This is a genomic window from Niastella yeongjuensis, assembly GCF_900110245.1.
GTDB lineage: Bacteria > Bacteroidota > Bacteroidia > Chitinophagales > Chitinophagaceae > Niastella > Niastella yeongjuensis.
Genome location: NZ_FOCZ01000017.1, coordinates 1 through 14,935, shown reverse-complemented (window position 1 = coordinate 14,935; position 14,935 = coordinate 1). Strand labels below are relative to the sequence as shown.

The 14,935-nt window shown below is 40.9% G+C and carries 10 protein-coding genes; 5 read left to right on the top strand and 5 right to left on the bottom strand.

What is annotated here, in order from left to right; genetic code table 11:
- Positions 1 to 610 precede the first annotated feature (610 nt).
- From recD to recB, 3 genes are read left to right on the top strand one after another with little or no spacing between them, the layout of a single operon-like run.
- A complete protein-coding gene (gene recD, locus BMX95_RS29815) occupies positions 611 to 2,410 on the top strand; it encodes an exodeoxyribonuclease V subunit alpha (RefSeq protein WP_081200237.1) in 1,800 nt (599 codons plus the stop codon).
- Positions 2,411 to 2,441: 31 nt separating this feature from the next.
- Positions 2,442 to 5,642 carry an exodeoxyribonuclease V subunit gamma gene (recC, locus tag BMX95_RS29810; RefSeq protein WP_081200236.1) on the top strand — a complete coding sequence of 1,067 codons (3,201 nt, stop codon included), beginning with the start codon at positions 2,442 to 2,444 and terminating at the stop codon, positions 5,640 to 5,642.
- 11 nt (positions 5,643 to 5,653) lie between these two features.
- Positions 5,654 to 9,115: an exodeoxyribonuclease V subunit beta gene (recB, locus tag BMX95_RS29805; RefSeq protein ID WP_081200235.1), complete on the top strand. Its 3,462-nt coding sequence runs from the start codon at positions 5,654 to 5,656 to the stop codon at positions 9,113 to 9,115.
- 220 nt (positions 9,116 to 9,335) lie between these two features.
- Here recB and BMX95_RS29800 read toward each other — a convergent pair whose 3' ends face one another.
- The 4 genes from BMX95_RS29800 to BMX95_RS29785 form a co-directional block, all read right to left on the bottom strand.
- Positions 9,336 to 9,932, bottom strand: coding sequence for a bifunctional nuclease family protein (locus BMX95_RS29800; protein WP_081200234.1), 597 nt, complete (start codon positions 9,930 to 9,932; stop codon positions 9,336 to 9,338).
- A gap of 468 nt (positions 9,933 to 10,400) precedes the next feature.
- The gene (locus BMX95_RS29795; RefSeq protein ID WP_081200233.1) at positions 10,401 to 10,847 is read right to left on the bottom strand and encodes a very short patch repair endonuclease; all 447 of its coding nucleotides are present in this window, start codon (positions 10,845 to 10,847) and stop codon (positions 10,401 to 10,403) included.
- 20 nt (positions 10,848 to 10,867) lie between these two features.
- On the bottom strand, positions 10,868 to 12,484 hold the full coding sequence (locus tag BMX95_RS29790; protein ID WP_081200232.1) for a hypothetical protein: 1,617 nt from the start codon (positions 12,482 to 12,484) through the stop codon (positions 10,868 to 10,870).
- On the bottom strand, positions 12,477 to 12,752 hold the full coding sequence (locus BMX95_RS29785) for a helix-turn-helix domain-containing protein (RefSeq protein WP_081200231.1): 276 nt from the start codon (positions 12,750 to 12,752) through the stop codon (positions 12,477 to 12,479). The genes BMX95_RS29790 and BMX95_RS29785 overlap by 8 nt, the downstream gene beginning before the upstream one ends.
- A gap of 75 nt (positions 12,753 to 12,827) precedes the next feature.
- Between BMX95_RS29785 and BMX95_RS29780 the strand changes: the two genes are divergently transcribed.
- Together BMX95_RS29780 and BMX95_RS34725 are read left to right on the top strand one after the other, a co-directional pair.
- The gene (locus BMX95_RS29780; RefSeq protein WP_081200230.1) at positions 12,828 to 13,880 is read left to right on the top strand and encodes a DNA cytosine methyltransferase; all 1,053 of its coding nucleotides are present in this window, start codon (positions 12,828 to 12,830) and stop codon (positions 13,878 to 13,880) included.
- 403 nt (positions 13,881 to 14,283) lie between these two features.
- Positions 14,284 to 14,526 carry a hypothetical protein gene (locus BMX95_RS34725; protein ID WP_133053905.1) on the top strand — a complete coding sequence of 81 codons (243 nt, stop codon included), beginning with the start codon at positions 14,284 to 14,286 and terminating at the stop codon, positions 14,524 to 14,526.
- Between the two features lie 132 nt (positions 14,527 to 14,658).
- Here the strand turns inward: BMX95_RS34725 and BMX95_RS29775 are convergent.
- Positions 14,659 to 14,935: transposase domain-containing protein (locus BMX95_RS29775; protein ID WP_143067622.1), on the bottom strand; the 277-nt coding region annotated here is incomplete at its 5' end.

Here is a 14,935-nt window from a genome sequence, read left to right as displayed (position 1 = left end):
CCCCTTCCCTCCAGGGCAGGCCGGGTCTATTTCTATATTGATATAAATCAACTTCTTAAACTAAGATGTGCACCCTGCCATAATTCAATTAATTTCATCAGCTGATAAAAGATGAAAAAACTGATCTAATTGAACGCGCAGAAAAATTGAAAATAAGAGACAGAAAAATATGGGACAACAAAGAATGGACCAAAACCTTAGTGCTTGCCACCGATGAATTCTTATTTCATTTACTGGAATTGGTGTTAGCCAATGAACGAATATGCCTGGCCAACCTTAAGTGGGAGCCTAAAGCCTTGAACCTTTCCTTTAAAAATTGTTAGCTCATCTAAGAGTATGGAAAAACAATCTATGTAACCAGTTCTTAGTCATTGGATATATTAATTATTTCATTATCTTTTGCGACCGAAACTACCCCGATATGACCATTTTTAATAATACTTCAAAAGTAGTACCTCTCTGCATTGTCAACTTCAGGCGAGATTTATCAGCGTTTATCAGTTGAAATAAATCATTACTCATTACATGTTCATCTTCCTATCTCGGTATGAATGGCAATCAGCTTTTTGTCAAATCGAAATCAATTCTCCAATCCTAACCCAACAGGCTTATGCAATCCGTCAATGATATACACTATCAATTTGCTTCTTTCTTTAAAAGTGAAACGCTGAAACCTTATGCTTATCTCGTATCTAAAAAGTTGGATGAAGGGCATATCTGTTTACATTTAAAAGATGTACCCAAAGAGATAAAGCAACTTCCCTTCTTTGATATAGAAAAGGAACCAGATCCCAGAACCGAACTGACGGCAGAGAAACTGGTTACAAAAAGGGATGGCGGAAAACAACCTTTTGTTTTACACAACGACCGGTTGTATTTGCAGCGCTATTTTAACTACGAAAGTATTATTCTTGATCGCATCCATGCATTTATAGCATCTGAAGCGGAAGAATACCTGAACCGGACGAATCAATTGAATAAGCACAAAGACCTGATCCAAAAACTGTTTGCGCCTCAAAATAACCTTGCTGCGTCATCTGATCAAAATATGGATTGGCAGTTCGCTGCCGCGCTTTCGGGCGTGTTGAACAATTTTACTATTATTACAGGCGGGCCCGGCACCGGAAAAACGACCACAGTAGCGAAAATTCTGGCGCTCCTTTACGCCATCAATCCCCAACTGAAAGTAGCCCTGGCAGCACCTACCGGCAAGGCGGCTGCCCGCATGGCCGAATCGCTTAAAAATGCAAAGCTTCCTATAGATAAGAATGTTTCTGCCTTGTTTCAATCACTGGAACCTTCTACTATTCACCGGCTTTTAAAGGCGATACCGGAAAGCCCGCACTTCCGGCAAAACAAGGATAATCCCTTGAATTATGACGTGGTTATCATAGATGAAAGCTCGATGATTGACGTGGCTTTGTTTGCCAAGCTGCTGGATGCCATTGGCCATGGTACGCGTTTAATTATGCTGGGCGATAAAGATCAACTGGCGTCGGTGGAAGCGGGGAGCCTGTTTGGCGATTTATGTCAGGCGCAGAAGGCGTTGAATCAATTTTCAGCACAAAGAGCGGAAATAATTAATTCATTTAACCCTGATAAAAACCGTCAAATTCAGGCCGGTAAAATTGCCATATCCGACCATCCGCTCTTTGAACACATTGTTGAACTGCAACACAGCCATCGTTTTAGCGGTAGTGAAGGAATTGGCCGTTTCAGTAAGGCGGTCATCGGCGACAAACGCGCTGTCATTAAAGAATTTCTGGCGCCTGATGCTGATGAACAGGTCATCATAGACGAGACCTATTCCAAAGAGGTCTTTGAGGGATTCATTAGTGGCTATGAAGAATTTATCCATGAAACAGATGTAATAGCGGCCCTGCATAAACTAAATAACCTGCGGGTGCTGTGTGCCGTACGTGAAGGAGAGCAGGGTGTGTACAGTATTAACCAGCGAATTGAAAGTTACCTGCACCGGAAACGATTGATTGCAAAGACTGGCGAATGGTACGTAAACCGTCCCATAATTGTTACCCGTAACTATTATGATCTTGAGCTTTTCAATGGTGATATTGGTATTCTGCGCTATGACGCCAAAGGCGTGTTGAGAGCCTGGTTTGAAGACAAGGAGGGAAAACCAAAACACGTATTGCCCGGATATATTGCCCAAACGGAGACCGTATTTGCTATGACCATTCACAAAAGCCAGGGTTCTGAATTTAACCAGGTGCTGGTGATGCTGCCCAATGCGCCCGACATACCTATACTTACCAGTGAACTATTGTACACGGCGGTTACCCGTGCTAAAAAGAAAGCCGTCATACAGGGAACCGAAGATGTCATTTTAAAAGCGGCCGGAACCCGTGTACAAAGAGGTTCCGGGATCATAGAACGTTTTCTCCATAATTAACCGTATCATAACCCCAAACAGCCCAATTGCTATGGCCCTGCAATTAAACGTTTCCAATTCACTGGAAGAATTGTCTGTTCAACTAAATCAACAGTTCAAAAAGCGAAAATTAACCGTCTTTCAGCCGTACTATGTAGTTACTCAAACAGAGGGGATGAACAACTGGCTGAAGCTTCAGGTAGCGGCTGACGAGGAGATCAAAATAGCCGCCAACATCCGCTTTTTAAAACCCAATGATTTACTACATAAAGTGTATGGTTTCCTCGGGGGCGCCTACACAAGCACTTATGCTGCTGGTAATTTGTGTTGGCTTTTATTTAAAATTCTTGGGGAATCAGATTTTATCAACAAGTTTTCAGCCATTGCGGCTTATTATAAAGATGGCGAAGAGAGTAACGGCATAAAGCAAATGGCACTGGCAGAAAAGCTATCAGATCTATTTGATCAGTACCAGATCTACCGGCCGGAACTTATAAGCGGGTGGAATAAGATTGGCCTCCAGACAGTAGGAGACGATGGCTGGCAGCCATACATCTGGATACGGGCAAAACAGCTGGCAGGAGAAAAGTTCCTGGATAAAACCCGGTTAGGCGCAGATATTCTTGCTATGTTGCAACACCCTGAAAACGTACAAGAACTTCAGCGGCAACTGCCTGAAGTGCATGTGTTTGGTATTTCCATTCTCACCGCCTATCACGTTGAGTTGTTTAAGAAGTTGTCGGTACATATTGACATTCATTTTTATTTTCTCAATCCCGCGCCCTTGCAATACTGGTACGACACGGTGAATGAAAAACAACAGGCTGTTTTATTACACAAGGGGGTGGCGAAACCCCAAGAATTGACTGTTGGAAATGTCTTGTTAACGGGATGGGGCAAGGTGATTAAAGACACTTTCTGTCTGCTGTTTGAACACGATGAATTTTTGAATGGTTTTATGGAAGCGGGGGTAAATGAGCCGGCTTCAGATTCACTGTTAAAAAAAATACAGCAGGACATTTTTCACAACCGTTCTACAAGTCAAAGGCCTATGCTTGGCCAAAGTGAAATAAACGATGGTTCTGTGACCATTCATTCTTGCTATACCATAGCCCGGGAAGTGGAATCCCTTTACAATTATTTGGTGCATCTGGTAGACCGGCAAAAAGAAAAGCTGTCGCCGCGTGATATTGTCGTAATGGTAACTGATGTGGACGCCTATGCGCCTTACATTAAAGCTGTTTTTGAAAATGCACCGTATCGATTCCATTATACCATTGTAGATGAAAGTTATATTAACAGCGACAATATCATTCATGCACTGAAAATGATCCTGGAACTAAATGAAGAAAGTTTTAAAGCGGAAAATATTGTTCAGTTGCTGGACTCGTCCTCAATCCGGAAGCGTTTTGGCTTATCCAATATTTCGCTGATCCGTAAAGTAGTGGATATGGCCAATATCCGTTTTGGCATTGACGGCAATAAAGAAAATGATACGGTTTATGTGAGCTGGCGGTATGGTCTTCAACGTATCGTATACGGCGTTTGTATGAGTGGGGAGGAGGAATATGCTATTGATGGTGACACCATTTTCCCGTTGGACATTGCGGAAGGATCCGATGCAAAAGAGCTGGTCCGCTTTGCTCATTTTGTGCAATTGCTGATGGATACCATCGAAAAAAGAAAAGCCGTAAGAACCATCACGGAATGGGTAGAGTACGTGAAAAGCGTAGTTCAGTCACTGGTGTATGAACCGGCAGACGCAGTGGAAGATGATTACCAGATGCTTTTAAGACAACTACAAGCCTTTGCTGCACTCGGCAATACTGTAACGGAAAGATTCAGCTACGAAGTTTTCTGCTATCAATTTATACAAACCTTATCATCCAATACCCGCAGCGGTTCCTTTGTTGGTGGCGGCATCACTTTTTGTTCGCTCATCCCCATGCGCAGTATTCCATTTAAGGTAATTGCGTTACTAGGCCTAAATTTCGACAAGTTTCCCCGCAAAGAAACCGCTGCCAGCTTTAATCTGATACAACAGTATTGGAAGCGTGGCGACCGCAATGTGAAGGATAACGATAAACACCTATTTCTGGAAACGGTCCTTTCTGCCAAAGAATATTTGTATGTCAGTTACCTGGGGCAAAGCGTAAAGGACAATTCATTCCTCCCCCCGTCGGCCGTAGTGGATGAGTTGCTGGATTATATCGATGCCCGTTATGAAGGCAGTGAAGATGTAAGGGAACTGATGGTCGTTCGCCAACCCTTGCACAGTTTCAGTAGCCGGTATGCATTGGATAGCGATCGTCTTTACAATTATCTTATCGAAAAGGGAAGTGAGGACATTCAATTCATAGTTCCGGATAAACAGCCAGAACCCGTTAAGATAAAGGAGATCAGCTTAAGGTCTTTAATTGCCTTTTTCAAACATCCGTTTAAAACGTATTATAACCATGTCTTACATATCCGCTACGATGAGGATACTGATTTGCTGAGCGAAACCGAGTTGTTTGCCCTGGATAACCTGCAGAAATGGTCGTTAAAGCAAGATCTTTTGACGCTTAGCGAACAAGAGCGGGAAGGCTATAAGCTAAGACTGGTGAAGCAGGGACAATTGCCATTAAAGAACATGGCTGAAATTACCTTACAGGATATAGAAATCGCCGTCAGTCCGGTAAAAGAAATTTTTCAAAATATTACGGCCGGAACAGAACCAAGTACGGTCCCGGTCCAACTGACTATAAACAACATTCAAATCACCGGTACGATCCAGCATGTGTACAATGATCAGCTCGTGTTTGTTTGCTTTTCGAAAGATGATTATGAGTACCAATTAGAGGCCTGCATTCAATATCTTGCAGGAAGGGCAATGGGCGCATTAGATGGCCTGCATTTTATTTCGACCCAAAAGGCAAATGTTTATCCTGCAGCGCAGGTTTCTAAAGAAGAGGCCATGCAACGGTTGCAAACACTGGTACAATTGTATCAGCAGGGGCATTCCTCTCTTATTGCTTTTTGGCCTGATTTTAAGATCCAGCCGGATAAAGTGGCTCAACTGGATATGAAGGGATTCCAAGATGTTGTCAGGGACAAAATACACAACTATCGGTTTCCCTGCACTGATAAATATATTTTGAAAGAATACTACGATGGCTTTTTTAATGGCCAGGACGCTTTTGAAGACTTCAAAGCCAATTGCGAGATATTATTAACTCCATTAACCAGCATGTTCCCAACTTATTATCAATAAATAACTGTTTTATGTCAACCCATACCCACTACCTGGCTTTTGATGCGGTCAATGTTCCCTTGCAGAAGAGCAATTTAATTGAAGCCAGCGCCGGTACCGGTAAAACCTACTCCATTGCCATAATGGTGTTGCGGCTGGTGCTGCAGGAAAAGCTTCCGGTAAAAGAGATTTTGATGGTGACCTTTACCAAGGCAGCAGTTGCCGAACTGGAAGCGCGCATCCGGCTTTTTATTAGAAATGCGGCTAAAGCAAGCCAGGGCGACACTATTGATGATACTTTAATAGCCGGCCTGGTCCAGGACGCTATTGTTAAAGAGGGAGCCGAAGAAATACAGCAACGTTTAAAAGAAGCCGTGCTTTTCTTAGATGAAACTGCTGTACTTACTATCCATAGCTTTTGCCAGCAGGCGCTTACCGAATTTGCTTTTGAAACCAAACAGATATTTGGCGCAGAGACCATGCAGGACACCAGTTCCCTATTAACTGACCAGGTGAATCAGTTTTGGCGGACAAAGATCACTACACTTCCTGTTGCGTTACTGAATTGCCTGTTGAATGCGAATCTCAGCCGGAAGCCCCTTGCCAGCATTTTAAAGGAACATCTGAACGGCAAAAAATATATGGCGTACGAAGAAGGGAAGGTGTACGATTGCGATGATGCAATCTATGACAGTTGGATGAAAGAACTGAAGGAGTTGAATCAAAAGGAAGAAGATCTGAGAGCTGGTCTGGAGCTGTATACCAGCAGTGATATGCCAGAATTAAAACAAATCTGCGAAACAAACAAAACCGCCAAGCGATATGCTTCTGAGCATATTGGAAGCCCGAAATTGTTTTTGGAATTTATAGAAGAGAAAAGATTACGAAAATATACAAACAAGGGAATTCCCGAATATGTAATTAGTTGCTTCCCGCACTACCTTTTCGAACTGGATAAATGCGAAGAAGCCTTAAACGCCTACAATGCCAAAGCCCGTGACATTATCAACCACCTGTACTGTGTTGCCATACAACAGGCCTCAAAAGGTATTCTTGACTTCAAGCTGGGCAACAACCTGCTTACGTTTGATGATATGATTGTGAATCTTCACCGGGCGGTTGTGCAGGAAGGGAACGAAAAACTTATTGCAGGTTTGCGGAAAAAATTTAAGGTGGTTTTTGTGGATGAATTTCAGGACACCGATCGCCTGCAGTATGATATCTTTCAAAAAGCCTTCGGCCTTAATCATGTTTTGTTCTACATAGGCGATCCCAAGCAATCCATTTATGCCTGGCGCAAGGCTGATATATTTACCTACTTTGAAGCGAGAAAGGCGGTTGACAGGATTTATGAAATGAATGTGAATCACCGGTCATCAGTGGCATTTATAGCTGCCATGAACGAATTTTTTAAAATAGACGATCCCTTTCACTTTAAAGATGAGCAGAGTACGATTGAATATATAAAGGTGGATACGCCGTCGAAAAACAAAAAAGGGGAGCTGATAAAAAATGGACAAGCGGCTGTGCCCATCTCCATTTCTCACCTTAGTAGTAAACCAGCCATCTGCGAAGCAGTGGCTGCGCAAATAATTGAATTGCTTGGCAGCAATAGTTATTCTATTCAAAAGAACGGTAAGCCCGGTAAAATCACCCCATCAGATATCGGCATCCTGGTGCGTACTAATAAGGAAGGTGCAAATATTAAAGCGCAGCTTTCCAGGTATGGTATTCCGGCGGTAACAATAGGCGATGCCAAGGTGCTGGATTCAGATGAAGCAGAATATGTGTGGTATTTGTTGCAGGCCATGGAAGAGCCGGTGAAGGCTACGATCAATCGGGCCCTGCTCTCCTCTTTTACCCGTTTCACAACTACGGATGTTATAAACCTGAATGAAGAAAAGGCCATAGAATTGTTCAAAGGCTACAAAAAGACCTGGGAGGAAGATGGCATTTATACAGCCTTAATGAACTTTGTGGCCGACTACAGGGTGCGGAAAACGTTGCTCCAGGGCAATACCGAAAATGGGGAACGCATCATCACCAACCTGTTTCAGTTGATAGAGTTGGTGCACAAAGTGCAGACACACAAAGCGCTTTCGCCCCTGGAACTGATTGGCTGGCTCAAAAGAGCTATAGACGGCATGGAAACCGAGGGTGATGAATATGAGCAGCGGATTGAAAGCGATGAAGAAGTAGTAAAAATTGTGACCATTCATAAAAGCAAGGGACTGGAGTATAACATTGTGCTGGCCCCATTCCTTGATTTTGTTACGGAGAATTCCTTTACAACCTGCAGCTACCGTCATCCGCAAACCGGTGAGTATTTCGCTGCAGAGAAAACATACTTAACTGAAGAGCAAAAGTCCTGGCTACAAAAGCAGGATGAACAGGAGAATCGCCGGCTGTTATATGTAGCCATTACCCGTGCTGTTTACAAATGTTTTATTTATAAAAATACTTCTACTAAAAACAATAAGTCCTCGCTGGCGCCCTTTATTGAAGGGTGTAAAAACGCCGATCCGTTACTGATTGAAACAAAGGATGCCCTGCCAATACCGGAAAGGGAACAAAATTCCCAGGCGGAAGCCAGTCAGGACTTGGCCGGTGGCCGCGTAGTGGATAATTTTTCACTTGTCCAGAACAACTGGCGGAAGATAAGTTACAGTAGTCTGGCTGCGAAGGAAGGACTTTCTCTCAAAAATACGGATAATCAATACCGGGACACATATGATCAATTTGTGTTTAGCCAATTGACCAAAGGTGTAAATACCGGTAACATGCTGCACTATATTTTTGAGAATATCAACTTTACTGATAACAGTAAATGGGGCCGGGTGTTAGAAGATGCCATTAACCAGTTTGCGCACCGGCAAAGGGAGCTCTATTTTCCAATGCTGCAGCAACTGTTACAGGTAGTGTTGCACACGGCCCTTCAAATTGGCGATACCGTTTTTACGCTGGCCGAGGTTGCATTCCCTCAACGCCTCCATGAGTTTGAATTTGACTTTACGGTCCCGGCGTTTTATCCTAGAGCCTTGAACCATTTATCGGACGATACCATGCTGGTAACTGTAAAGGATTTATCTGAAGCAGAAGGCGTGATTAACGGAAAGATGGACCTTTTCTTTGAGTGCCAGGGCAAATACTTTATTCTCGACTGGAAATCGAATTTTCTAGGGAGTTCGCTGAACGATTACAGTGCTGAAAAGATCACCGTGGCAATGAATGAGAATAACTACCATCTGCAATACCTTCTTTACACCCTTGCCGCTAAAAAATACCTTGAAAGCCGGTTGGGTGAGGGGTTTGACTATGAGCGGGATTTTGGCGGGGTGGTATATTTGTTTGTCCGGGGAATGAGAAATGATAAAAGAACTGGCATTTTCTCAACAAAACCCTCAGTAGCGCAATTAGAAAAATTATATGGAATGCTTACAACGAAGTGGCCACTGCCATCTATGCCCGGTCATAGTATGGAACACTTCTTTTAGGTGTAAAATCCGGCGATGTTGGCGGGAATTTACACTCTTTACTGGTGCCAACCCGTCTATCAATAGGCCAGCCGAACCAGTGATGACTTGATGGCTTCGCTATTTTTTTCGCAATTGCCGAGCATCCGGCGTTGGTATAGATGTTTGTAAAAACGTACTATTTATCTGGGTTTCATGAATAATGAAATTCATGCACGATAAGAATTTTATCAAATTATTATTACCGGTTACTTTTCCGGCTATTGATTTCATCGCGGATAGAAATGGCCCGGATGTAGTCTTCCTGCTCCAGCACCTCTTTCAGCAGGGTATTCAACTCATCTAGGGTCAGCGTTTTTAAGTCGTCGGTACCGGCAGAAGATTCAGCAGCCACGGCTTCCCGGGGCTGTTTTTTCTTACCCGATTGGTCTTCCATCAATATACCGGCGCTTTCGAGAATGTTATCGTAGGTATAAATAGGACATCCGAAGCGCACAGCCAGGGCCAGTGCATCGGATGTTCGTGAATCAATTTCTACAGTATCGTGTTCGCTCACACAGATCAGCTTAGAATAAAAAATGCCTTCCTGTAAGTCACAGATCACGATCTCCTGAAGATCAATGTTAAAGGCATTCATGAAATTCTTCATCAGGTCATGGGTGAGCGGACGACTTGGATGCATTTTTTCCAAAGCCACCGCTATCGCTTGTGCCTCAAAACCACCGATTACGATGGGGAGCCGACGCAACCCGTTTACTTCTCCTAGCACCACAGCATACGAATGAGTTTGTGTTATGCTGTGTGATAATGCAACTATTTCCAACTCTAATTTCTTCATAACGACAATACGAAACTAAGAGTTTTTATTCAAAAATGAGTCCAAATCATTTAGCCTTTTTCATTGAATATGCCAAGTTAATTTTTGCCTTTCCTCTGCTTTTTTACACTTCTGCTTCTATAATAGGGAACTATGTCAAATAGATCAATTAACTGGCTTATTTAATATTAGAGCCTACTAATAAGTTCGGGTATAAGGCGTAGAATAGAAATACAATGAAATTTCCTCTGATAGTATCACTGTAATGAGGGGTGTATCATATAACATTATAGGGGCATACACCGGTGCCTACGCCTAAGAGTGAAAAATGTCACCAAGCCAACACTATAAACGAAGCCTGAAATTTTAAAAGCCGCATTGCATATCTGAATAATAGTCACTGGGCCAGATATTTTTTGCTAACGGAATAGTCCATGCCAACAGAAATAATCGGTAGGAGCAGAAATGGTAGAGGGATTATTTAATCGTTTAATCAATTAAGAGTTGCTTTTCCTTAACAGCAATTTCAATACCAACTTGATGAACACACGAGCCAACATTTTTTATAACATCATGTTCCCAAAATCTAAACAAAGTCCACCCCTGATTAATATAATAACTGTTTACATTAATATCCCTTAATATATTTCGTTCAATTTTATTAATCCAATAGCCTCGATTGGCTGCCAATTTTTTCTTTTTTTGCTCCCAATTGTAACCATGCCAAAATGCGCCGTCAATAAAAATCACCAATTTATATTTCTTAATGGAAATATCGGGTTTGCCGAATAGAGAGTTATTATTAACCCTATATCTTATTCCATATGCCCATAAAGCTTTTCGAAAGAGAACCTCAGTTTTAGTGTTTTTGCATTTGATGTTTGACATTAAAGTCGATCTGGCCTCAGTCGTTTTAAACCCATTTTTTGAAACCATGAATTACGAATTTAAAAAGGTTAAGCTGTTTCATTCAAAATATGGTTTACTTTTGTTCGAACGAATCCAGGTGTGCGATTACCATTGATGATTTTCACGAACAATGATAAAAAATTGCTTTCGAAATGAGGTAAGGATGCAGCTTCTTTAATTAAGTCACTGAATGTGATATATTCTAACATAATATTAATGCCATCAACATGAGTTATTGAACTGAATGTTGTTTCATATCCATATGCTACAAATTTAATAGTAATATTCCATTCATCTTTATCTGCAATACTTTCTAATTCAACTGCTCTTACGCTTAAAGATCTTTTGAGGGTTCGCAAATGTTCATCTAAATATAGCTGTGACAAAATTCCACCATGAGCCTCATATGCAACAATAACTTTACCAATGCTGTTCTGAAAGTCACAATCGCCTAATTTTTTCTTGGAAAGATTGTTTGAATTTACCGAATCAGAGAGCCCACGTGCACGCCATCCGTTTAGCTCTTGATGTAAAGTAGCTGCACAAACATCCACAATCCTTTGTTCGAGAATGCCAAACGTGCGTGTAGGGGAACTAATAATTGTATTAACAAGATTATTAATTTGCAAAGTGTTTAGAGCGACAGAAATTGGTATTACAGTTTCAGAATTGAGTCTAATAAACCTGACAAGCCACCTCCGAATCCAAGCACTCAATTCCTGCTGCGGACCAAATCCAAGCCGCTTCATTCCTTCTAAAATGTCAGCCAAAGCCATAGCCTTAGGAAGTTCGCCCTTCTTTTTACCACTAGCCCAGTTTTTATCTAGCATTTCTACTGATTTGGCATTGTTTAACATAGGATTACTTGTTGATGTTTTCCAAAGACCAAATAACCAGTTTGCCGTTTCTCCTCTTGGGCTGAATTCATAAGCCACAGGAGATATATGATTATAAAATGCAGAAATTAGACATTGAAAATGGAGGATTTGCAAATAAGGAATATGAATTTCATCCCCAGTTGATAATATGTAAAGCAAGTCCTGAATATTTCCCTCGAATTGTAACTTATTCGCTACTTCAGCAATAAGCGCTATAGAGTCTTCAAGTTTTGCATCAGCAAAAAATAATTCTTCTAAGTTTTTATCTTCTTCAATTATTTGCTTCGCGGACTCAGTGCCAAGTTCCGGTGCCAGTTCTAAGTTTAATAGTACACTTTGTATATCCTTCCAATGAATGTCATTTAATTTACTATCAATTCCAGAAAGAGCCACTGTGATTTTAGAAGAGGACATTTTGTGCTCTTTTGCAAAGGACGCGATGAGGTTTAGGTGACTTGCCAAAATAACAGCAAGGTCAAAAGACATAAAAGGACGGCTTTTTAGGGATTCAAGAATGTCAAAGTATTTTGTTGAAAATAATATTCCATAATTAGGGCAACCAGCAAGCAGAATATCTTTAATTATATCTTTAAGGGTAGGGTCAAGCGTTCCTTCTTCTCTGAATTTGTTATATTTTATTTTGATAAAATCAGCACGTTCCGTCTCAGGAATTTCTGAAGAATCGAGAACCTTATTAACTGCGTCAATACATTTACTCTCCAAGTCTTCTGATATTGGCAAAAGCAAATACCTGATCATTTGTTTTAGTTGCAAGCCGTTATTCATCGTCTTTCCAGTTGTTCTTTTGATTTAGTAATTGAGAATGTAAGGGTTTTAATATTTCAGTGATCCTTTCATATGGTATGTTTAATGCTGTAACCCATGATATTAATTCAAATACAGTTATTCTTTTTGCCCCACTTTCAATTTTAGCGATGTCCGATTGTCCTTTACCTAACTGCAAGCCGAGGGCAGCTTGAGAAATTCCTTTCTCTACTCGTATTTTTAATAGCCATTTCCCCAGTGCTTTTTCGAAATTATGTATGTCGGACATTATAAATCAAGGAGATTATGTTGCAGTTTATTACTTTTTTACCTTATTTTTATGGGCTCATTCTAAATTAGAATAATGGAAAGTATAGATTTTTCTAAAAAACTCAATGAAATCGGTTCTGTTGTCTCTTTATATTCCGGTGCGGGAGGTATGGATATCGGATTTCATTTAGCAGGATTTAATACGCTGTGGGCGAATGACATAGATAAATTTGCAACACAGAGCTACGAAAGTCTATTTCAAAATAATGTGATAACGACTGGCAATCTAGTCGAGCAAAAAATACCTAAGCTTAGTAATGTGGACCTAGTTATTGGCGGGCCACCATGCCAGGGTTTTTCAGTGGCAGGAAAGATGGATCCAAGTGACCCACGAAGCAAACACGTTTGGAATTTTTTGGGAATAGTAGAAAAGCTAAGTCCACGCGGGTTTGTAATGGAAAATGTAAAAGCACTAGGTGTTAATTCAAGATGGGAAGGGTTAAGGGAATCCCTAATTAAAGAAGCCCAGAAATTGGGATATAATACAAAACTCGTTATTTTAAATGCAGCTCATTTTGGGGTGCCACAAGCTAGAGAAAGGATGTTTTTGATTGGATTAAAGCATAAAAAGCCTGACGAGATAGTCCCTTTGATTAAAAACAAAATCGTTTCGGTTAAAGATGTCTTGAAATCTTTGCCTAAGTTCGGTGACAAAGGCAATGATAGTATATGTACTGCTAAAATAACACCCGCAAAGAATCCTGTAATCAGAAAGTCACCATTTGCAGGAATGCTATTTAATGGTCAAGGCAGACCAATAAACATTGAAATGCCAGCTCTTACTCTTCCTGCCTCAATGGGTGGCAACAGAACACCTATTATTGACCAGCTCCAAGTGGAAAAGGAAACAAAAAATTCCTGGATCATTAAATATCATAAGCATCTTATTAAGGGAGGTTCTCCTTATAATAGTGTACCTGAAGTTTTACGTCGACTGACTGTCGAAGAAGCAGCCGCAATTCAAACATTTCCTAAAGCCATGAGATTTATAGGAACCCAAACTACAAAGTTCAGGCAAATTGGAAATGCAGTCCCTCCCTTGTTAGCTTATTATGTTGCATTATCTCTTAGAAATCAATTGTCCTAGAGGTGATTTAAATTGTTTTTTTTTACGCATGACGGGTGCTTGCATAATGCTTTGAAGTCCATGTAAGAATAAATTTATTGCAGACCATCAATTCAATCCAATAAAAATAGACTTTCTGCATTTTAACGAGAGAGTTGAATTGATTTGAACTTATTTGATATGGATGTTCGATTCTGCCATTTTTAAACTGCTACAAATCAGATCAAATTGCGTGAGTTGCGAGGGGGACAAGTTAATACAAAATCAGTTTAACAAGCTGATTTACAAATGTTTTAGCGAATCGCATTCGATTCCTGTCGGGACTACACGATAAACAGAATGGCTTTAAGTCGTTGGACTTGAGGCCTTTTTGTTTGATTAGGTGATTTCTCGCATTTCCAGGTTTTTATTAATTTTACAAGAAATGTTACCCAATGATACCCGAAGCAAAATTAAAAATATCACTGGTGGAATTATCATTGAAGGGAGCCAAGATACTTGCACAACAATCAGAAATCTCCTTTGCGCAAGCTTTCCAACAAGTACAACGGTTAAAGATGACTTCCAAGGTAAATCAGTCATCAAAGAAAGGCAAACTGTCGTCCTAGAAAAGTTTTGTAACGATCATGATTTATGGATTACTGATTTTCCAGGAGAAAATAGGTAATTAACCAGGGGCGGAGAAGCTCGAGTATATCTTCATTCAGATAATAAGAATGTAATTAAGCTAATTGATGCTATATATTAGTATCCCTTCGGCTAAGTACATATTGTTGAGCCGGTCTAAAATCCGTAAGGACTATTTTTTGTAATGATGTGGTAGTAGTTCCTGCACCTTGTTTACGGGGTGATCTGCTATTTTGTGAAGAACATCTTTTAGCCAGGTGTATGGTTCTATACCATGCATTTTACAGGTACCTAGTAAACTGTAAAACATTCCGCTTCGCCTGGCAGCCTCGTGAGATCCGGCAAATAGGTAATTTTTTCGGCCAAGGGCCACCGGACGTATGCTGTTCTCCACGGGATTATTGTCAATGTTCAATCGACCATCAGTGGTATATATTGATAACTTGTGC

Coding starts and splice junctions, on each gene's coding strand:
- BMX95_RS29790 (WP_081200232.1), bottom strand. CDS start 12,484: ATGAATAACGGCTTGCAACTAAAACAAATGATCAGGTATTTGCTTTTG.
- BMX95_RS29785 (WP_081200231.1), bottom strand. CDS start 12,752: ATGTCCGACATACATAATTTCGAAAAAGCACTGGGGAAATGGCTATTA.
- BMX95_RS34725 (WP_133053905.1), top strand. CDS start 14,284: ATGTTACCCAATGATACCCGAAGCAAAATTAAAAATATCACTGGTGGA.
- recC (WP_081200236.1), top strand. CDS start 2,442: ATGGCCCTGCAATTAAACGTTTCCAATTCACTGGAAGAATTGTCTGTT.
- BMX95_RS29800 (WP_081200234.1), bottom strand. CDS start 9,932: ATGAAGAAATTAGAGTTGGAAATAGTTGCATTATCACACAGCATAACA.
- recB (WP_081200235.1), top strand. CDS start 5,654: ATGTCAACCCATACCCACTACCTGGCTTTTGATGCGGTCAATGTTCCC.
- BMX95_RS29795 (WP_081200233.1), bottom strand. CDS start 10,847: ATGGTTTCAAAAAATGGGTTTAAAACGACTGAGGCCAGATCGACTTTA.
- recD (WP_081200237.1), top strand. CDS start 611: ATGCAATCCGTCAATGATATACACTATCAATTTGCTTCTTTCTTTAAA.
- BMX95_RS29780 (WP_081200230.1), top strand. CDS start 12,828: ATGGAAAGTATAGATTTTTCTAAAAAACTCAATGAAATCGGTTCTGTT.